At 43.0% G+C, this 20,439-nt stretch carries 20 protein-coding genes and 1 rRNA gene; 6 read left to right on the top strand and 15 right to left on the bottom strand.

Annotation, left to right across the window (positions count from 1 at the left end; all coding sequences use genetic code 11):
• Positions 1-160: 160 nt before the first annotated feature.
• Positions 161-991 carry a formyltetrahydrofolate deformylase gene (gene purU, locus BIW53_RS18465; RefSeq protein WP_070993476.1) on the top strand — a complete coding sequence of 277 codons (831 nt, stop codon included), beginning with the start codon at positions 161-163 and terminating at the stop codon, positions 989-991.
• A gap of 44 nt (positions 992-1,035) precedes the next feature.
• On the opposite strand, the gene BIW53_RS18470 is transcribed toward purU, so the two are convergent.
• Positions 1,036-1,689, bottom strand: a complete 654-nt coding sequence (locus BIW53_RS18470) for a response regulator transcription factor (protein ID WP_070993477.1) — start codon at positions 1,687-1,689, stop codon at positions 1,036-1,038.
• A gap of 91 nt (positions 1,690-1,780) precedes the next feature.
• Entirely contained in the window at positions 1,781-3,718 is a 1,938-nt protein-coding gene (gene acs, locus BIW53_RS18475) for an acetate--CoA ligase (protein ID WP_070993478.1), read from the bottom strand.
• Positions 3,719-4,101: 383 nt separating this feature from the next.
• On the opposite strand from acs, the gene BIW53_RS18480 reads away from it, so the two are divergent.
• Positions 4,102-5,265: a DcaP family trimeric outer membrane transporter gene (locus BIW53_RS18480; RefSeq protein WP_070993479.1), complete on the top strand. Its 1,164-nt coding sequence runs from the start codon at positions 4,102-4,104 to the stop codon at positions 5,263-5,265.
• Positions 5,266-5,379: 114 nt separating this feature from the next.
• Here BIW53_RS18480 and recA read toward each other — a convergent pair whose 3' ends face one another.
• Both recA and pncC read right to left on the bottom strand, forming a co-directional pair.
• On the bottom strand, positions 5,380-6,429 hold the full coding sequence (recA, locus tag BIW53_RS18485; protein WP_070993480.1) for a recombinase RecA: 1,050 nt from the start codon (positions 6,427-6,429) through the stop codon (positions 5,380-5,382).
• 65 nt (positions 6,430-6,494) lie between these two features.
• The gene (pncC, locus tag BIW53_RS18490; protein ID WP_070993481.1) at positions 6,495-6,986 is read right to left on the bottom strand and encodes a nicotinamide-nucleotide amidase; all 492 of its coding nucleotides are present in this window, start codon (positions 6,984-6,986) and stop codon (positions 6,495-6,497) included.
• 22 nt (positions 6,987-7,008) lie between these two features.
• Here pncC and mutS point away from each other — a divergent pair, with 22 nt between their 5' ends.
• Positions 7,009-9,585 carry a DNA mismatch repair protein MutS gene (gene mutS, locus BIW53_RS18495; protein ID WP_070993482.1) on the top strand — a complete coding sequence of 859 codons (2,577 nt, stop codon included), beginning with the start codon at positions 7,009-7,011 and terminating at the stop codon, positions 9,583-9,585.
• A 69-nt stretch (positions 9,586-9,654) separates the two neighbouring features.
• Here the strand turns inward: mutS and rpoS are convergent, their stop codons facing one another.
• From rpoS to BIW53_RS18545, 10 genes are all read right to left on the bottom strand, one after another.
• Positions 9,655-10,638, bottom strand: coding sequence for an RNA polymerase sigma factor RpoS (rpoS, locus tag BIW53_RS18500; protein WP_070993483.1), 984 nt, complete (start codon positions 10,636-10,638; stop codon positions 9,655-9,657).
• A 53-nt stretch (positions 10,639-10,691) separates the two neighbouring features.
• Complete coding sequence (locus BIW53_RS18505) at positions 10,692-11,519, bottom strand: peptidoglycan DD-metalloendopeptidase family protein (RefSeq protein ID WP_070993484.1); 828 nt, start codon at positions 11,517-11,519, stop codon at positions 10,692-10,694.
• Between the two features lie 73 nt (positions 11,520-11,592).
• Positions 11,593-12,231: a protein-L-isoaspartate(D-aspartate) O-methyltransferase gene (locus tag BIW53_RS18510; protein WP_070993485.1), complete on the bottom strand. Its 639-nt coding sequence runs from the start codon at positions 12,229-12,231 to the stop codon at positions 11,593-11,595.
• Between the two features lie 2 nt (positions 12,232-12,233).
• Positions 12,234-12,983: a 5'/3'-nucleotidase SurE gene (gene surE / locus BIW53_RS18515; protein WP_070993486.1), complete on the bottom strand. Its 750-nt coding sequence runs from the start codon at positions 12,981-12,983 to the stop codon at positions 12,234-12,236.
• On the bottom strand, positions 12,967-14,010 hold the full coding sequence (gene truD, locus BIW53_RS18520; RefSeq protein ID WP_070993487.1) for a tRNA pseudouridine(13) synthase TruD: 1,044 nt from the start codon (positions 14,008-14,010) through the stop codon (positions 12,967-12,969). Before truD ends, surE begins: the two co-directional genes overlap by 17 nt.
• Positions 14,007-14,483, bottom strand: a complete 477-nt coding sequence (ispF, locus tag BIW53_RS18525) for a 2-C-methyl-D-erythritol 2,4-cyclodiphosphate synthase (protein ID WP_070993488.1) — start codon at positions 14,481-14,483, stop codon at positions 14,007-14,009. Before ispF ends, truD begins: the two co-directional genes overlap by 4 nt.
• A complete protein-coding gene (gene ispD, locus BIW53_RS18530) occupies positions 14,476-15,180 on the bottom strand; it encodes a 2-C-methyl-D-erythritol 4-phosphate cytidylyltransferase (RefSeq protein WP_070993489.1) in 705 nt (234 codons plus the stop codon). Before ispD ends, ispF begins: the two co-directional genes overlap by 8 nt.
• Positions 15,164-15,457 (bottom strand): cell division protein FtsB, encoded by a 294-nt coding sequence (ftsB, locus tag BIW53_RS18535; protein WP_070993490.1) that lies wholly within the window; start codon positions 15,455-15,457, stop codon positions 15,164-15,166. The genes ispD and ftsB overlap by 17 nt, the downstream gene beginning before the upstream one ends.
• A 40-nt stretch (positions 15,458-15,497) precedes the next feature.
• Positions 15,498-16,130, bottom strand: a complete 633-nt coding sequence (locus BIW53_RS18540; RefSeq protein WP_070993491.1) for a hypothetical protein — start codon at positions 16,128-16,130, stop codon at positions 15,498-15,500.
• A gap of 49 nt (positions 16,131-16,179) precedes the next feature.
• Positions 16,180-16,659, bottom strand: a complete 480-nt coding sequence (locus BIW53_RS18545; protein WP_070993492.1) for a DUF2947 family protein — start codon at positions 16,657-16,659, stop codon at positions 16,180-16,182.
• Between the two features lie 63 nt (positions 16,660-16,722).
• Here BIW53_RS18545 and BIW53_RS18550 point away from each other — a divergent pair, with 63 nt between their 5' ends.
• The 3 genes from BIW53_RS18550 to BIW53_RS18560 all read left to right on the top strand — a co-directional run bounded on the left by BIW53_RS18550 (position 16,723) and on the right by BIW53_RS18560 (position 19,057).
• Positions 16,723-16,956, top strand: coding sequence for a DUF1653 domain-containing protein (locus BIW53_RS18550; protein WP_070993493.1), 234 nt, complete (start codon positions 16,723-16,725; stop codon positions 16,954-16,956).
• Between the two features lie 73 nt (positions 16,957-17,029).
• Positions 17,030-17,866, top strand: coding sequence for an AAA family ATPase (locus BIW53_RS18555; protein ID WP_070993494.1), 837 nt, complete (start codon positions 17,030-17,032; stop codon positions 17,864-17,866).
• A 3-nt stretch (positions 17,867-17,869) separates the two neighbouring features.
• Complete coding sequence (locus BIW53_RS18560; RefSeq protein WP_070993495.1) at positions 17,870-19,057, top strand: vWA domain-containing protein; 1,188 nt, start codon at positions 17,870-17,872, stop codon at positions 19,055-19,057.
• Positions 19,058-20,091: 1,034 nt separating this feature from the next.
• Here BIW53_RS18560 and rrf read toward each other — a convergent pair.
• Positions 20,092-20,206, bottom strand: a 5S ribosomal RNA gene (rrf, locus tag BIW53_RS18565).
• Positions 20,207-20,439 lie beyond the last annotated feature (233 nt).

Below are 20,439 nucleotides of genomic sequence, written 5' to 3' on the forward strand. Positions count from 1 at the left end.
GAAACGACTTTTATAAAAAGAACCATGCAAATCAACACCTTGAACTCATCGACGGTAAAAACATTCCAATTTTTGGAAATTTATAGTTAACCAAATGAGTTTCGATTGCTAGTATGCTAAACCCCCCGTGTTTAAAGGGGTGAATACAGGAATGAGGAAAATGAACTATATACTTACCACGCAATGTGCGGATGGGGTCGGCTTAATCGCCAAAATAACCAATCTCTGTTTTGAGCACAATTTAAATATCACTCGCAATAACGAATTTGTAGACCGCGAGGGAGCACGCTTTTTTATGCGCACGGAATTAACCGGTGAACCCAGCGAGCAATTCTTATCGCAGCTAAGAGGGCAACTTCCACAAGGCGCACAGGTCGCGCTTCATCATGGTGAAAAAACCAAAGTGGTATTGCTGGCAACAAAAGAAGCTCACTGTCTTGGCGGTGTACTCCTTAAACAATACGAAAATGCGATGAATATCGAGGTACAGGCTGTGATAGCCAACTACCAAGATCTGGAACCATTGGTCAAAGGTTTTGGTATTCCTTTTCACTGTGTGCCTCACACAGGTTTAAGCCGATTAGAGCATGATGAAAAAATGGCAGAAGTGATAGAGCAATACCAGCCTGATATCGTCGGGCTTGCTAAATACATGCGTATTCTCAGCCCTGAATTTGTGGCTCGCTTTAGCAATCGGATCATAAACATTCATCACTCATTTTTACCCGCATTCATTGGTGCTAAGCCCTATCATCAGGCTTTTGAGCGCGGTGTAAAAATTATTGGTGCCACCGCTCACTTTGTTAATGATGAACTAGATGAAGGGCCGATTATTGTTCAGGATGTAACTCAGGTGAGTCACGCCAATGATGCCGAGAGCATGGCTAAAATGGGTCGCGATATTGAAAAAGCAGTATTTTGTAAAGCGATCCAGTTAGCATCGGAACACAAGGTTTTTATCAATGGCAACAAAACTGTCGTATTTAGTTGATGAGAAGCTTTAACATAACGTTAAAAAGCGCTACGGCGCTTTTTTTATGCTTGTGTATCTATGGGCTCTAGCTGTAACTTTGAAGCGATCAACACAGCTTGGGTCCGATTATACACCCCTAGCTTTCTAAATATTGCCGTAATATGAGCTTTAACCGTTGCCTCAGAAATATGCAGTTCAAAGGCGATTTGCTTGTTCAACAAACCTTCATGTAGATACTGTAACACCTTGAATTGCTGTGGTGTTAAAGAGGCAACCTGCTGGGCGAGAGCTTTATCTTCATGCTCAATATTTGCCACTTTGTCTTTCATATTTTCAGGCAGCCAACTATCCCCCTCTAACACCGTGTCTATTGCCATTGCAATATCTTGGGGCGATGAGGATTTAGGAATAAACCCCATAGCACCATATCCCATCACTTTAGAGATCACCGTTAAATCTTCGCTGCCAGACACAACCACCACAGGTAGGCTAGGAAAATCCTCACGAATTCGGATCAAGCCATATAGATCACCGCTACCAGGCATATGCAGATCCAATAGCAATAAATCCAATTCATCCTGTTTTGCCAAAATTGCTAATGTGGCCTCAAACGTATCAGCCTCAAATACTGTGAGCGTTTCGAACTGACTTTGTAATGCGCCTTTCAAGGCCGCTCTAAATAACGGATGATCGTCTGCAATTAAAAACTGATTCATATTTGCTCCTAACAATTCGGCTGCCATCGTGACCGATGACAGCCGGTATAGTCGTTTAGAATTTAATGAAACTCAAGCTTTTAACGTTCAATTAACGGTTTAAGCGGTTTTCTATCAGCTCTTCAACGACACTTGGATCGGCCAAAGTTGATGTATCCCCAAGCTGCTGATATTCATTGGCTGCAATCTTACGCAAAATACGGCGCATAATTTTGCCTGAGCGAGTTTTTGGTAAGTTTGGTGACCATTGGATCATATCAGGTGACGCAATTGGGCTTAGCTCTTTTCTAACCCAATTACGCACATCTTTAGTCAACTCTTCTGTCACTACCACCCCTTCATTCGGAGTAATATAGACATAAATGCCTTGGCCCTTAATGTCATGCGGATAACCCACCACGGCGGCCTCAGCAACTGACTCATGTGCAACCAAAGCACTTTCAATTTCAGCAGTTCCTAAACGGTGGCCAGAAACATTGAGCACATCATCTACTCGACCTGTGATCCAATAATAACCATCTTCATCGCGACGACAACCATCGCCTGTGAAATAAACTCCTGGATAAGCCGAAAAATAGGTTTGTTCAAAACGCTCATGATCACCATAGACTGTGCGAGCTTGTGACGGCCAGCTATCTAGTATCACAAGATTGCCCTCTGCCGCACCTGGTAACTCATTCCCCTGCGCATCAAATAAGGCAGGTGCAACACCAAAGAAAGGTCTGGTTGCAGAGCCCGGTTTCATATCCGTTGCGCCTGGCAATGGAGTGATCATGATTCCGCCTGTTTCTGTCTGCCACCAAGTATCTACAATTGGACACTGACTATTACCAATACGCTCATAGTACCAAGACCACGCTTCAGGATTAATTGGCTCACCCACTGAACCGAGCACCCTTAAACTGGTGCGATTAGAAGAAGCTGTCGGCTCATCACCCTTAGCCATTAACGCACGTATTGCTGTTGGAGCGGTATAAAGAATAGTTACATTGTGCTTATCAACGACCTCACCAATACGACCAGCATTAGGGTACGTAGGTATGCCTTCAAAAAGCACTTGGGTACAACCATTTGCCAACGGCCCATAAGCAATATAGCTGTGCCCTGTGATCCAACCAACATCGGCACTACACCAATACACATCATCTTCACGTAAATCAAAAACATATTCATGTGTCATAGACGCATAGACCAAGTAGCCACCTGTAGTGTGTACGACTCCTTTTGGCTGACCAGTCGACCCTGAGGTATACAAAATAAATAGTGGGTCTTCCGCATTCATAGGAGTTGGCGGACAAATTGGTTCAACATCTGCAACTAGATCATGCCACCAAACATCATGTGATTGCCAAGCAACTTCTCCACCGGTTAACTGGTGTACGATCACATGCTCAATACTGACATCTGGCTGTGAGAGCGCTTCATCAACATTTGCTTTAAGTGGCACACAATTACCACCACGGCGACCTTCGTCTGAGGTGATCACTACCTTTGCACCGGAGTCTTTGATACGATCTGCAATAGCTGATGGAGAAAAACCACCAAATACGACTGAATGAATTGCCCCGATACGTGCACAAGCTTGCATCGCATAAACTGCTTGAGGGGTCATCGGCATGTAGATAGCAACTCGGTCTCCCTTACTCACCCCCAGTTTCTTCATACCGTTGGCCAGCTTTGCTACTTCATCATGAAGCTGTTGATAAGTAATTTGCTCACTTTGAGCTGGGTTATCCCCTTCCCAGATCAGTGCCACTTTATCGGCTTTGGTTTTTAAGTGGCGATCAATACAATTATAAGATGCGTTTAGCTGTCCGTCTTCAAACCACTTTATGCTAATGTGCCCTTTATCAAAGGAACAATTTTTCACTTTCGTATACGGCTTTGACCATTCAAGGCGTTGCCCATGTTCAGCCCAAAATCCTTGCGGATCCTCAATTGACTGCTTGTACAGCGTGTTATATTTATCGTTATCAATGAGTGCGTTGTTCTTGAAAGCTTCTAGAACCGGATAAATGCTCTGTGACATAGTCATCTCCATTTTAATTTACTTGCCGCTAGGCTTTGTCCAAGGATCACTCAGCCAAGGTCATGAAAGTATTAGACCTTAGTTGTAGATATTAACTACTCTAACTTGCGACATGAAATTATCTCAAGCATTTTGAGTTTATATACTTATCCCTTTAAGTTTGTAGTCAATTATATAAAAAATATTTATATCAATATCTTACGTATTTATTTTTATCGCCTTTGTGTTACTTATGGTGCTTTTCGCACAGAATCTGTAACACCTTAGTCGTATAGACCAATAGGTAATTGAGTAATTACCACCCTTCATCAAAAGTGGATATCGACGTTTTTTACCAAGCGACAAAAATCAGAGCGATAAGTCGCTTCACAGGAACTACGATTATGACAACACCACATTGCACCAAAAAAACAATCATTGCGCTCGGTACTCTAAGCGTACTAAGCATGCCAGTAATGGCCACCGCCATCGATCAAACTGAAGTGAAGTACGGTGGTTATGTAAAACTCGACGCTATCTGGAGTGACTTCTCTGATGGCTCGCTAAGTGGCGACAGCTTAGGGCGAGACTTTTACGTACCAGGAACAACCCCCATTTCTTCTAGCACCTCGTCCGGTGCGGTTTTTGATATGCATGCTCGTCAATCACGATTCAATCTGGCAACGAATACCAAATTGGACGATGGCAGCGAGATCAAAACCAAGATTGAGCTGGATTTTATTGCTTCTACAGGCGGGAATGAGCGCGTCACAAACTCATACTCGCCAAGATTAAGACAAGCCTTTGTAACGTATAAAGGATGGCTGTTTGGACAAGCATGGAGTAACTTTCAAAACGTTTCCGCATTACCTGAAACATTAGACTTTATTGGTCCGGCAGAAGGTACCGTATTCGTACGCCAAGCCATGGTAAAATACAGCACTGGGAATTGGTCATTTTCTGCAGAAAATCCAGAAAGTACAGTAACGACCGCAGACAGCGGACGCGTAGAGACAGACGACGCAAGCATGCCTGATTTTACAGCTCGCTACACTTATAACGCGGATTGGGGACACTTTGTTGTTGCAGCTTTAGCACGACAATTAACCTATAAAGAGGGTAATGCCGATGAAACAGAAACCTCATTCGGAGTGAGTGCTTCAGCACGAGTAAACTTTGGTAAAAACAATCTTAAGTTCATGTTGACCCAAGGCCAAGGGTTAGGTAGGTATGTAGGTTTAAACGTGGCTAACGGCGCTGTTTTTAATGGCAATAACTTACAGACAATTGATTCAACTTCAGGCTTTGTTAGTTATCAACACCATTGGAATGATCAGTTTCGCTCGACATTCTTATACTCTTTCTTCTTTGCTGATAACGATGAAAACCTATTTGCCATTACAGGCAACCCAACCAAGTCAACGCAAAGCTACAGTGCCAACTTGTTATACTCACCAGCTAAACAACTCACATTTGGTATTGAATACAAAGTCGCAACTCGAGATACCGAAGCGAATATAGATGGCGACCTTAATCGCTTACAACTCTCGGCCAAATATGTGTTTTAGTCAAAAACACTCACATAAGTATACTCTCTACTGAATTGGGTTTTAATCATGAGACTCAGCCTCCAGCTATAAAAAAGCCCAGCAATGCTGGGCTCTTACGCTTAATTGTTTTGCTTATAGCTCAACATCCGTTGCAGCTAAAGCTGGGGTTTCACCTTCTTCAGGCTTGATAGTAGCCTGTAGTAAAAGCATCTCTCTTAATTTACCCTCGATCTCGTTGGCAATCTCTGGGTTTTCTTTTAAGAACTTAATAGAGTTAGATTTACCCTGACCTACTTTACTACCGTTGTAGCTATACCACGCACCCGACTTTTCAACCAGTTTATGTTTCACGCCTAGGTCTATCAATTCACCCTGTTTCGAGATCCCCTCACCATACATGATAATAAACTCGGCTTGCTTAAATGGCGGCGCTACTTTGTTTTTAACGATTTTAACGCGGGTTTCGTTACCCACTACTTCATCGCCCTCTTTAACAGAGCCAATACGGCGAATATCAATACGAACAGAAGCATAAAACTTAAGCGCATTACCACCAGTCGTGGTTTCTGGGTTACCAAACATCACACCAATTTTCATACGGATTTGGTTGATGAAAATACACAGTGTGTTTGAGCGCTTGATATTTGCGGTTAATTTACGCAATGCCTGTGACATTAAACGAGCTTGCAAACCAACGTGAGCATCTCCCATGTCACCTTCAATTTCAGCCTTTGGCGTTAATGCTGCTACGGAGTCAACGATAACCACATCGACAGCACCTGAACGTACTAACATATCGCAAATTTCTAGCGCTTGCTCACCCGTATCAGGCTGAGAAACTAAAAGTTCATTAACATTAACACCTAGTTTTTCTGCATAGACTGGATCCAAAGCATGTTCAGCATCAACGAAGGCACATGTTTTACCTTGCTTTTGTGCTTCTGCGATAACTTGCAGCGTCAAAGTGGTTTTACCTGATGATTCTGGACCATAAATCTCAACAACACGGCCTGTTGGTAGACCACCTATACCCAACGCAATATCAATACCCAATGAACCTGTAGAAATTGATTCAATGTCCAATGCTTGGCTGTCACCCAATTTCATGATTGAACCTTTACCAAACTGACGTTCAATTTGTGATAATGCTGCGTCGAGCGCTTTTTGTTTGTTATCGTTCATATGCTTCTCCAATCTAGCGTAATGGGCTCAGTATACTGTATAGAATCACAGTATCAAGTACATTTTTACGGTTGAATCAATGAAACCGTATTTTTTAGAGCAAAAGCAATTGCTTGCAATCTAACATAACTACGATCTCCCGAGAAAACCTGCTTATAGGTGCTCACCTTTCCTCGCACATTAATTGCAAACCACACAAGTCCAACCGGCTTATCATCTGAACCGCCGTTGGGCCCAGCTATACCAGAGACTGAGATCGCTATATCCGCGTTGGCCTGCTTTGCCGCGCCAATAGCCATTTCTTGTACAGTTTGCTCACTAACCGCTCCCGTACTATTTAAGGTTTGCTCATTTACACCCAGCAGTGCATGTTTCGCTTCATTGCTGTAAGTGACAAAACATCTGTCTACGTATGCTGAACTACCAGATGTATCGGTCAACGCGTAACTAATACCACCACCCGTACATGATTCAGCGGTAGTGATTGTCAAACGTTTATCCGTTAAAATAGCCCCCAACTGTGCAGCCAGAGTCTTAATCTCTTGGTTTAGCTCCATATTCAACCTCTTAGGTAGATGCATGTCGATAGATTTATATTCAGAACATACTATAAAACAACAAACCCCAATGATGCAGCAATATCTCAGGATTAAAGCTGAGCACCAAGATATTTTATTGTTCTATCGTATGGGCGACTTTTATGAACTGTTCTTCGATGACGCTATTCGTGCCGCACAATTATTAGATATATCACAAACTCATCGTGGCAAAGCATCTGGCGCTCCCATTCCTATGGCTGGCGTGCCCTATCATGCAGTGGAAAACTATCTGGCGCGCTTGGTGCAAATGGGTGAATCGGTTGCCATTTGTGAACAGGTCGGTGATCCAGCCACCAGCAAAGGGCCTGTAGAACGTAAAGTTGTACGCATAGTGACACCAGGTACAGTGACAGATGAAGCATTGCTACAAGAGCGTCAGGACAATCTGCTAGCCGCATTGTGGCAAGACAAACAACACCATTATGGTGTCGCGTACCTCGATATTAATTCAGGTCAGTTCAGTATTGTAGAATTAAAAACAGATGAAGCTCTTAGTTCTACACTGCAACGTTTACAACCTGCTGAGCTGCTCTATCCTGAATCTTTTAAAAACCTACACCTTATAGAACAGTATAAAGGGGCCCGCCGCCGTCCTGACTGGGAGTTTGATTTAGATACCGCTAAACACTTGTTATGCCAGCAATTCCAAACCAAAGATCTTATAGGTTTTGGTGTCGAACAAGCCCATACAGCTTTGGTTGCAGCAGGCTGTGTGATGCAATACGTAAAAGATACACAACGAACTGCATTGCCACATATTCGCGCCGTTACCCTAGAAAAAAATGAACATGCTGTAATCTTAGACGCCGCAACGCGAAAGAACCTTGAGCTTACACTCAATCTCTCCGGAAACATTGACAACACCTTGGCTCAGATACTGGATAAGACGGCCACCTCTATGGGGTCACGCTTATTAAAACGTCGCATTCATACACCCATACGTAACCGAAAAGAACTTAATGCTAGGCTAAACGCAATTTCCAGCCTAATTGAAACGCAATTGTGTTTAGATACCTATGAAGCGCTTAAGCAAATTGGCGACATTGAACGGGTCGTAGCTCGTTTGGCTCTGTGTAATGCAAGACCACGAGATTTGACAAGACTAAGAAGCGCCCTGCAAGCTCTTGGGCCATTGCACCAGTTACTACAAGAAAGTGACGATGAACGCATCGCACAAATTTGTGCTCAATCCCCAGCATTACCAAAACTACAAGATTTGCTAGAACGCGCCATTATCGATAACCCGCCGATTTTAATTCGTGATGGCGGCGTTATAGCCACAGGTTATAATGCAGAACTAGATGAATGGCGCTCGTTAAGTCAAGGTGCTACCGATATCTTAGACAAGCTAGAAGAGCGCGAGCGACAGCGCACCGGGATCAGCACACTAAAAATCGGCTACAACAAAGTACATGGATTCTATATCGAGATCAGCCGTGCCAACTCTCATTTGGTGCCAGCGGATTATATTCGACGCCAAACGCTAAAAAACAATGAGCGCTATATCATTCCAGAACTTAAAGAACATGAAGATAAAGTACTGGGTAGTCAAAGCAAAGCATTAGCCTTAGAAAAGCAATTATATGAGCAGCTATTTGAATTTATAGCGCCTTATCTGGAGCAGCTACAACTTATGGCTGCTGCGCTTGCAGATCTAGATGTGCTCAATACCTTGGCTGAAAGAGCCCAAACGCTTGACTATTGCAAACCAACCCTTACTGATGGCAACGAGTTACACATTGAACAAGGACGCCATCCTGTTGTAGAGCAAGTCAGCAAAGACCCATTTATTGCCAACCCGGTACACCTAAACAAGCAGCGCAAGATGCTCATTATCACGGGACCAAACATGGGAGGTAAATCAACATATATGCGCCAAACCGCTTTGATTGTTTTGATGGCACATATTGGAAGCTATGTTCCAGCAAGCTCAGCGAGTATTGGACAAGTTGATAGGATCTTCACACGTATTGGAGCCAGTGACGACCTTGCTTCAGGGCGTTCAACATTCATGGTAGAGATGACCGAAACCGCAACTATTCTCAATAATGCTACTGAGCAATCGCTGGTGTTGATGGATGAAATTGGTCGCGGCACAAGTACCTATGACGGTTTATCATTAGCGTACGCGACTGCTGACTATCTCGCTCGCCAACTCGGAGCTAAGACGCTGTTTGCAACGCATTATTTTGAACTAACGGAATTGGCCCAACAACAGCCAGGACTGGTAAATGTTCATTTAGACGCAGTGGAACATAACGACACTATTGCATTTAAACACACTGTCATGGAAGGCGCAGCCAGCAAGAGCTTTGGCCTGCAGGTTGCCGGGTTAGCAGGTGTGCCAAAGCCTGTTTTGCAACTAGCAAAACAAAAACTAACTCAGTTAGAAAATCATCAAAGTGTAGTTGAGCCTATGCCAACTCAGCATTCATTTGCTTTACCTGAACCGACGCCTTCAAAAGTTGAGCTTGCATTGCGCGATATTGACCCCGATGAGTTAAGTCCCAGAGAAGCGCATGCGCTGCTTTATAAGCTAAAGCAATCGCTTGTCTAACACCTTGTCTAGATAAACAAAAAACCACCAATAAAGGTGGTTTTTTTGCAACTACTACTAAAGATCGATTTATAACTGTTCGAATAAGCTGTCTGTGCTTAAGCCTTCATGTTGCAAAATGTCTTTTAGGCGTCTTAATGCTTCAACCTGTATCTGACGCACACGTTCACGAGTTAGACCGATTTCCCTACCAACATCTTCCAAAGTAGAAGGCTCATAGCCCAAAAGACCAAATCGTCTTGCCAGTACTTCTCGTTGTTTGGGGTTCAATTCACCTAACCAGTCGATGATATGATTGTTAATATCGTTGCTTTGTACCTCACTTTCTGGGCCGTGACCCTTTTCATCCGCGATAATATCTAACAGCGCCTTGTCATTATCGCCACCAATTGGTGTATCTACAGAGGTGATTTTTTCGTTTAAGCGCAGCATTTTAGTCACATCTTCTACTGGGCGATCTAAACACTGTGCAATTTCCTCAGCGGTTGGCTCATGGTCAAGCTTCTGAGTTAACTCCCTTGCTGTACGCAAGTACACATTCAATTCTTTTACCACGTGGATAGGTAAGCGAATTGTCCGCGTCTGGTTCATGATGGCACGTTCTATGGTTTGTCTAATCCACCAAGTTGCATAGGTTGAAAAACGAAACCCGCGCTCAGGATCAAACTTTTCCACAGCCCTGATTAAACCAAGATTACCTTCTTCAATCAGATCGAGTAACGCTAAACCTCGATTGTTATAGCGACGTGATATCTTTACAACTAAACGTAAGTTACTCTCAATCATGCGCTTACGTGAAGCTTCACAACCTTTGAGCGCTTTACGTGCGTAATAAACCTCTTCTTCCGCACTTAGCAACGGTGAAAAACCAATCTCTCCGAGATAAAGCTGAGTTGCATCTAGGTTTTTGACGTTTTCATCTTTGGCGAAGATGTCATCATCATCATCAATGTCTTCCAACAATTCGGCTTTTGAGCTATCCACATCAAGCTCGTCGAGCTTTTCATCAAAATCGTCCGTTTTTTTGGTTTTAACATTTGCAGTTTGAGCCATACGCATCCTCCCAAGTGAATGAATAGTGACGCTTTAACTCTCTAGTGACGCCACTACTTACTTGGCAAATATTTAACCGGATTAACAGCTTGACCTCTAAAACGAATTTCAAAACGTAACGCTGTTTTAGTGGCATCTGTACTACCCATTTCGGCAATTTTTTGCCCAACTTTAACTTTTTGCTGCTCAGTGACCTCTAGCTTCGAGTTATGTGCATAAGCACTGAGATAATCGTCATTGTGTTTCAAAATGATCAAATTACCGTATCCTCTCAAGGCACTGCCAGCATATACAACAACCCCATCAGCAGCCGCCTTAACCGGGGCCCCTTCTACATTGGTGATTTGAAGTCCTTTATAACCATTTTCTTTACTAGAAAAACGTTTAGTCACCTTACCAACGGCAGGCCAACGCCAACGTACCTTATTGGAAAATATAACTTTAGATTCGTTGTCATTTTTACTGCTATGTTTTTGAACATACTCTCGTTGTTTTGGCTGATCAAGCTCTTTTTTCGTAATTTTGTTATTTTTTTGTTTCTTTTTACTGGACTTATCGGTACTGATTGTGTATTTTTTGCGCTTTTTATTTTTATTTTGAGGATTCTCTACATAAATCATTTGGCCTGGGTAAATCACGTAAGGCGGCTTAATTCCATTTATTTGCGCAATTGTTCTAACATCTTTATTTGCGCTAAAAGCAATGGCAAAAAGCGTATCTCCTTTTTGAACCTGATATCGGTTATTTTTTATATGAATTTTTTGTGATGAACTGGACTTACCAGATGATAAGCTAGTGACTGGCGCAGGTGTATGGCGACTTGAACATCCAGCTAATAACATACAAACAGTTGTCAGTATCAACAAGTATGTTTTAAGCATTCGTCACCTTTTATTTTTATTGTTGTTTTATGATATTGTGAAACTGAACAACGCACAGTTGTAGTCTTTTAAATTAGATAATATCTCCAGCGACCAAAGGAACAAACCTCACTGGTGCTAGACGATGCTCAACGAACTGCTCCCCCTTACGAACAAACAAAGTAAGCTGTTGCTCTTGCTCCCCTAAAGGAACAATCAATGCACCTTCATCTTCAAGCTGAGCTAGTAACTGCTTTGGAACCTCTTTTGCAGCTGCCGTAACAATGATACCAGCAAAAGGTGCCTTAGATTGCCACCCCTGCCATCCATCTCCATGTTTCATAGCGACATTATACAAATCAAGCATATGCAAACGACGCTTGGCTTGCCACTGCAATGCTTTAATACGCTCGACACTACACACTTCTTCGAATAACTGTGCAAGGATAGCTGTTTGGTAACCTGAGCCTGTGCCTATTTCAAGCACTTTCCCAACAACACCTACTTGCCTAAGAACCTCAGTCATTTTTGCAACAATGTAAGGCTGTGAAATGGTTTGTCCCTGACCGATAGGCAATGCGGTATTTTCGTATGACTTATGTTGTAATACATCATCGACAAATAGATGCCGAGGCGTACTTTCCATCACCTTTAGCACCTGTTCATCTTGTACGCCCTGAGTTCTTAGCTGCTGTACTAGCGCATGGGCACTTCGTTTATAGCTGCTGAGCACGGCTACTTTCCCTCTTTCAACCAATTAGCCACCGCGTCGAGGCTGTCATGCGCAGTCATATCAACTTTTAAAGGTGTAATCGCAGCATAACCATTGTTCACAGCATGAAAGTCCGTTCCTTCTCCAGCATCACTCTCCGAACCTAAGCTTCCATACCAAAACACATCTCTCCCCCAAGGGTCCTGCTGTTTAGTCATAGTTTCAGCTTTATGGCGAGCTCCAAGGCGACAAACTTTCGCGCCTTTAAGTTCCGTGATCGGAATATCTGGCACATTGATATTAATGATTTGATCTCTAGGTAATGGATGATTCTGTAATTGCTTAATAATATCTAGCGTCACTTGTGCAGCGGTTTCATAATGGGCTTCTTCTTTGGAACACAAAGATACGGCAATCGCAGGCAGGCCTAGATGTCGTCCCTCTGTAGCCGCAGCAACTGTCCCAGAGTACAAAGTATCATCTCCTAGATTTGCGCCACAGTTGATACCCGCCACCACAAGATCTGGCAGTTCATCCATCAATTGGCTAACACCCAAGTGTACACAGTCGGTCGGAGTGCCGTTCACGGAAATAAAGCCATTTTCCAAAACAGTGGCACGCAGTGGGTTAAGTAGCGTCAATGAACTACTCGCGCCACTGCAATTACGATCCGGCGCTACCACCGTTACCTGTGCAATTTGTTTGAGCGCCTGATATAAAACCGCAATACCTTTAGCGTGAACACCATCATCATTACTAAGCAGGATTCGCATCAACGACCTCTTGATTAAAGTTATCTTTACTTGCATCACGATGCTGTACTAACTCTCTTAATACAGCCGTAGCAAATGTCCCTTTTGGTAAACTAAACGACAATTTAATGGTAGCGCTATCTATCGTTTCGACCTGTAATTGGTTCGGTATCAAGCGCAACGCCCGTCGTTCTGTTTTTAAGCCTAACTGGCCTAGGCTCTGTTGCCAAGCACTATATGGCTCTATCCATTGCCTTTCTTGCTCTACCAAGCCTTTTTCACCCTTGCCAACCATAGGTGCTGATAACATGATATCACCACTACTTAAACGGGCGATGGTTTCATCACTGATGTCATCTTCAAAAAATGCGTTACTACCACTGAGTAGAAAAACTTCTCTGTGCCAAGTTTTCGCTAAGCCATGCTCGGCCACTCGCAGGCTCACTAACTGATTAAAGATATGTGAGCGTGCCGCTGATATTACGATACCGCGTAACTTCTTATCACGGATCTGCTCTCCTGCAAATAAACGCTCCGCCAACTCAAGATTATAACCGCCATGGCCAAAACGCTGTTCACCAAAGTAATTGGGAACTCCCTGACGTACCGCATTGATTCGAGACAATATATCAAGAGGAGTATCCACATTACGCAGAATAATTTTGAAATGGTTACCACTATGGCAGCCCGTACGTAGCTTGCGATTATGCCTAGTTTGTTTAACAATAAATACGCTGTCACTGTTGAGTGCACTGAAGTCAATATGCTTTTTGATCGCTACAGGTACACTAAACCATTGACTGCAAACGCCATGACGGTCCTTTAACCCAGCATAACTAACATCCCGAGGCGCTACGCCAGCTAGCTTAGCTATTTGTTTGGCAACAAACTGTGTGTTCTCGCCTTTTTTTATCACTTGCAAACATACATGTTCACCTTCACCACTGAGCGGAATATCCAAGATCTCATCGACCATGAAGTCTTCAGCTGAGCTTTTAAAATCACCTCGTGACAATGGTTGGCCATATAAATAATTTAACTGTTTCATGTTTTCATCAACACCACTACTGCATGGGCTGATATGCCCTCCTTACGCCCCTCAAAGCCAAGCTTTTCTGTGGTGGTCGCTTTAACATTAACTTGAGTTATATCAGCTTCGCAGTCCTTGGCTAAATTCTCACGCATCGCATCAATGTGAGGTCTCATTTTTGGAGCCTGGGCAACGATAGTAACGTCACAATTTCCAAGCCGATAACCCATGTCCTTCATTTGCGCTACTACACGACGCAATAAAATACGACTATCAATACCTGCAAATTCGTCCGAGGTATCAGGGAAGTGCTTACCTATGTCACCCAACGCTAATGCGCCAAGCAGTGCATCACATAAAGCATGAATAGCAACATCCCCATCAGAGTGCGCAATAAAACCATGCTGGTAAGGGATTTTTTCTCCACAAATGGTCAAAGGACCCCCGCCACCAAACTTGTGTACGTCAAAACCATGGCCAATTCTAATCATTACTTTTACTCTCCCGCTGTTTTGCCAATAGAAAACACGCTAAGTCATAATCTTCTGGGGTGGTTATTTTAATGTTGTCGCTGCGACCTGGTATGAGTTTAACACTCTGCTGTGCCCATTCCATTGCTGACGCTTCATCGGTAATAGAAATACCTTTACTAAGCGCTTGCTCTAGGGCACTTTTGAGTTTTTCATAAGGAAAAAATTGAGGGGTTAGAGCTTGCCATAAATGCTCGCGGGGAACCGTTTCAAGGCTGTGTGTATCTCCCCTTTTAATAGTATCTTTTACTTTTGCAGCTAGAATGCCACCTTCATTATAAAACACACACTCGTTAATCAAGGAACGAATATCACTAGCTAATACCAGAGGGCGAGCAGCATCGTGCACTAATACCCAGTCAGGCTGCGTTTCGGCCAATGCATATAGCCCATTCAATACCGAATCAGCTCGTTCTTTTCCGCCACCGACTCGCAGAATCCTTTGATCTGAAAATCTCAATGTGCTGAAATATTCATCATCCTCACTGACCACGACTGCGATTTTACAAAGCTCGCTAAGCTCCCCTAACTTATCTAAGGTATGTTCTAAGATTGTTTTACCTACAACTTTTAGGTACTGCTTTGGATAGCCGACTTGCATTCTACTACCCACCCCGGCTGCAGGGACTATGGCAGCAATTTTAATGGTTTGATTCATTGTGTTTTCTTGGTAAAACCCGAATAAATGTTTCGTTTTCTTTGATCATGCCAAGCTCGTGGCGTGCTCGCTCTTCAACCCCTTCTAGACCGAGTTTTAGATCTTCAATATCCGCTTTAAGTAGCTTATTGCGCTTTGATAACTTGGCGTTGAGCGCTTGATGTGAATTGACCGCGCTTTTGATTTGCGTATAGTCTTGAATACCGTTGTTGCCAAACCATAAACGGTACTGCAAAAACAGCACTAAACTCAGTAAAATTAATTGAAATAGACGCACTGGCTAGCCTCCCAAATACAAGGCTATTGCATAATTCACGTTAATGGTGTCGTTGTTTAGTCGCTTTAACATTGGTCCAATTTATCATACTGGCAAGCAGCATTTCTCTTAAGCTTAGCAAGCGGGGCGCAACGACTTTTTCGTATTGCCAACGGTGGCCACAGCAGGCCGCAGTCATTAACAGCTTTGTTGGTGTGTACAACTTAAAGGTGCTTTGATGACTGACACCTGAACTAGCAAACCAACCATACTGGTTACAATGTACTGCATTGTCCCTCACTTGATCTAAGCTGTCCATGACTACCTGCATATACCCCGACTCGCAGATCAGCACCGGTACCACTAATCCAACTTTTGCTTTTTGCGAAAAAAAGCTATGGTTTTTATGTTGGTCAAATTGTGGCAGCGTCTTTTTTTGTGATGCCAACCAACAGCCATTTTGACTATCTAATTGTAACGGCACCTCACCCTGAGTGATATGTCGAGCAGCCCTCTCAACATAGTATGGTAAGCTCAATAATTTACGCTGCAACTGCTCACCGCTATACTGCTTCGCTAGAAGCGGGATTTCCCGTGCATAAAACACGTTAACCAGCTCTGCAAACTGTAATCGCTCGTGCTCATTTTGCCACAGGTTGCTTTGCTTACTATCCGCTATATTTTGCTTTACCACACACCCTCCATCAACTGAGAAAAGTTATAGCATGGTAAGCACCGGCAGGCTAGCCTTTCGCTCGCAGCCCTAGTTTAGCGTTACCGTTTTCAAGAAACTGTACCACCGCGTCACGCTTTTTACCCAATAATAAGCTGCCGTCAGCTAAGAACATAAAGTTCTGCCAGCAACGCTTAAATACCTCAAAACGGGTTTCTATTATCTGGTCCCGTGACAAACAGAAGTAAACCGTTGTGTTGTCTTCCCAATTTAAAAAAGAACATATCTCTTGCGGCAATATCTGTTGACCATCTTCCCATGGTTTCTCCCAACTCACCTGCTCACTCCAGGTATCTTCACTTCCTGGCCACTCTGATTTAGTGAAAAAGTCAGGGTGGTCTTTTTCTCTGGAAACCATGGTACTCCATAGTACCCCAGCACGTTCTCGGCTCATTAGTTTTATTGCGTTAAGATCAGCTATATCTATGGGTAAATCCTGATGCTTGAATACCCAAGCTTTTTTAAACTCATCTATAGAAATATAATTCATTACTTAGCCATGTTGGCACTCTCAATAACAAACGAGTATACCGCACTGCAACAGGAGCGAACAATGCAACAATCATTAAAACAGGGTATTTATCAACATTACAAAGGCGCCCATTACAAAGTGCACCATTTAGCAACCCACAGCGAAACAGGCGAAATTATGGTTGTATATCAAACTTTGTATGGCGATTTTGATTTTTGGGTACGCCCATTGAGTATGTTTATCGAACAGGTAATTATAGACGGAGTCTCAATACCACGCTTTAAGTACATTTGTGAAAATGAATATGCGAAATAGATCTCACGCCTAGAGTTATGCCTTGGTTTTATGGCACTATAACCTCATCAGACCAGATCCTTAGGAAATTATTGTGAGCTTCGAAGGTACTAATAACTACATAGCCAGTAATGCACTTAAACAAGCCGTGAATGCTGCGGTTGTGCTCGAAAAACCCTTATTAATAAAAGGCGAACCCGGAACAGGCAAGACTATGCTTGCACAAGAACTAGCCAACAGTCTGAATACAGAACTGATCCAGTGGCATATCAAGTCAACCACCAAAGCACAACAAGGCTTATATGAATATGACGCAGTGTCTCGCTTAAGAGACAGTCAATTAGGTGATCAGAAAGTTCATGATATTAGCAACTACATAGTAAAAGGTAAGTTGTGGCAAGCATTTGAAGGCACTCAACGCCCTGTACTGCTGATTGACGAAATTGATAAAGCAGATATAGAGTTTCCCAATGACTTACTACTTGAACTCGACAAAATGGAGTTTCATGTTTATGAAACGGGGGAAAGAGTTAGTGCTAAAGTACGCCCGATTGTGATCATCACATCAAACAATGAGAAAGAACTTCCAGACGCTTTTCTTCGCCGCTGCTTTTTTCACTATATTGATTTTCCATCGCCTGAACAGATGAAACAGATCATTGATGTACATTACCCAAACATCAAAAACGATTTGGTACAGCAGGCATTAGAATCATTTTTTAAGCTACGAGAAATACCTGGCTTGAAGAAAAAACCTAGCACCAGCGAGCTGCTAGATTGGCTTAAACTGTTGATGGCTGAGGATATTGACATCAGTACCCTTCGAGATCAAAGCCATGCTGGAGGCCTAATGCCGCTATTTGGGGCACTATTAAAAAATGAACAAGATGTTAGTCTCATCGAAAAACTAGCTTTCATGAGTAAACGGTAAATTATGCTAATCGATTTCTTTTTTACACTCAGAAGATACGGACTAAAAGTCTCTCCTCGAGAGTTGCTCGATTGTATCAATGCGCTTAACCATGGCTTAGCATTTTCGAATTTAGATGCATTTTATGAATTAAGTAAAACTATTTTCGTAAAAGATGAAACCCAATACGACAAATTTGACCGCGCTTTCGCTGATTACTTTCGCGGTATTGAAGACATCGATTACTTAAGCCAACTGAAGAAAAACACTGATTTACCAGAAGATTGGCTACGAAAAGAGTTTGAGAAACACCTTACTCCAGAGCAAAAAGCCGAAATTGAGGCTATGGGTGGTTTAGATAAGCTCATAGACACGCTGAAACAACGCTTAGCAGAGCAGCAAAAGCGCCATGCCGGTGGCAATAAATGGGTTGGTACTGGTGGCACATCCCCCTTTGGTGCATACGGCTATAACCCAGAGGGCGTTAGAATTGGCCAGGATGGAAGCCGCCAACGCAGAGCAGTTAAAGTCTGGGACAAAAGGCAATACCGTAACCTTGATGCCGATAGTGAAATTTCTAGTCGTACTATGCAACTTGCTCTTAAAAAGCTGCGTAAATTCGCAAGAAGTGGAGCCAGCGATCAACTCGATTTAAACGAAACAATTGCAGCAACCGCTAAACAAGGTGGCATGCTGGATGTAAAAATGGCGCCTGAACGACACAACGCCGTCAACGTGATTATGCTGTTCGATATCGGTGGCTCAATGGACGATTACATACACCTGTGTGAACAGCTATTTAGTGCCGCTCACAGTGAATTTAAGCACCTGGAGTTCTTCTACTTTCACAACTGCGTATATGAACATGTTTGGCAAGACAATAGTCGACGCGAAGCTAGCCTAATTGACACATTCAAGTTGATTAATCGCTTTGGAAAGGACTACCGACTGATTTTTGTAGGCGATGCCACAATGGGGCCATATGAAATCACATACTCTGGCGGCAGTGTTGAGCATTGGAACAGTGAGCCAGGAGCCTCATGGTTACAACGGCTCACGAACCACTTTGACAAAGTCGCTTGGCTTAATCCTCAACCTCAAGAGTACTGGCCTTACTATCAGTCAATTGGGATAATTGAAGGTGCCATGGATGGTCGTATGTATCCATTGACACTCGCTGGTTTAAGTAACGCGATTAAAAACCTCAGCTAACAAATTACTGACGTTCAGTATCAATATAATGGTTAAAAGCCTCGCGTCATATTTACCCTTAAATATTCTTTTGACTATCAGCCTCAGGGGTCGAATCTTCAAGCATAGGGGTCGTTAAGCACACCACCACAAAAATAGGAAAGAGGTAAAAGGTGGACGTGCTGAAGACATACCGCTTATCCCGCAAAAATAAGCTAAATTTCAGTCTGTAGAAACCGCGAACTTAATCGAGGTTCCTACACTTAAATAAAGTCATTACCTACTGTTCTGGTGGCTCTATACCATCACCAGTACCTCCACCTGTAGAACCACCATGATCAGCTCCACTATAGCCTCCGAATATTAACTTAAGCAGATGTTGGGGGATTACTTTCATATGCATACTCCTTGTTTGAAAATAGCTTATATTGAATAACGAGATTAGATGCGGCTTTTATTCACATTAACACAACAGTTGTAATTTTAAACCTTTTTTGGGGACTTTCTCAAATACAAATCACAATGTAACGCACTTAACGCCAATTTCGCCGAAGTAATTTAATCAAGAGATATATATTCGACAAATATGCTATAGGTTAAGTGGGATGAACAAGTCTACCTCCTTCAGAATAAATGCGAAATAATGGACAATCATAATAGCTTTTACATAAGATAAGTCAGTTTAATAGCTGCTGGATCTAGCCACCAATGAGAGAGCTTCTGCGATTCAGTAGCCACTTTTAGCTAGCTCGACCAACAAAACTACACTCTACAAAAAACCCGCTGCATTTCTACAACAGGTTTATCGTAATGGGAGCTTGGTGCGCTACAGTGCAAAAGGTTTGCGACATGAGCGAAGCCGAACACGCTCTTTTTGCGCAAGGTGAATATAGTGCAAAGGGTTAACGGCAGCGAACGCAGTGAAGGTGAAGTGAGCCAGTTTAGCTGCTGCTGAGGGACTCTCTTAAACGTCGGATGGCGCTACGCTTACCTGACCTACAACCCCAAAACGCAAAAAGCCCATCCGATTGGATGGGCTTTTCACTTAATTAGGAGCCTGGCGATGTTCTACTTTCACATGGCAAATGCCACACTATCATCGACGCTGTTTCGTTTCACTTCTGAGTTCGGCATGGGGTCAGGTGGGTCCAAAACGCTATTATCACCAAGCAAAGTCTTGGTGCAAATGTTTAATGACATCGTGCATCGCACGAGCATTTCATTTGCGCAAGATGAACTGATTTCGCTATATTGCTTTTTCGTTCACCTTGTTTAATTCTTAAAATTCGGAAATTCTGATAATTCGTAAAACACTACTTTAGTAACACTAACTTCTAGCGTGTAAAACCACTTTGGCGTTGTATGGTTAAGCCTCACGGGTAATTAGTACTGGTTAGCTTAAT

Origin of the sequence: Pseudoalteromonas byunsanensis (genome assembly GCF_001854475.1) — a bacterium.
GTDB classification, from domain to species: Bacteria; Pseudomonadota; Gammaproteobacteria; order Enterobacterales; family Alteromonadaceae; genus Pseudoalteromonas; species Pseudoalteromonas byunsanensis.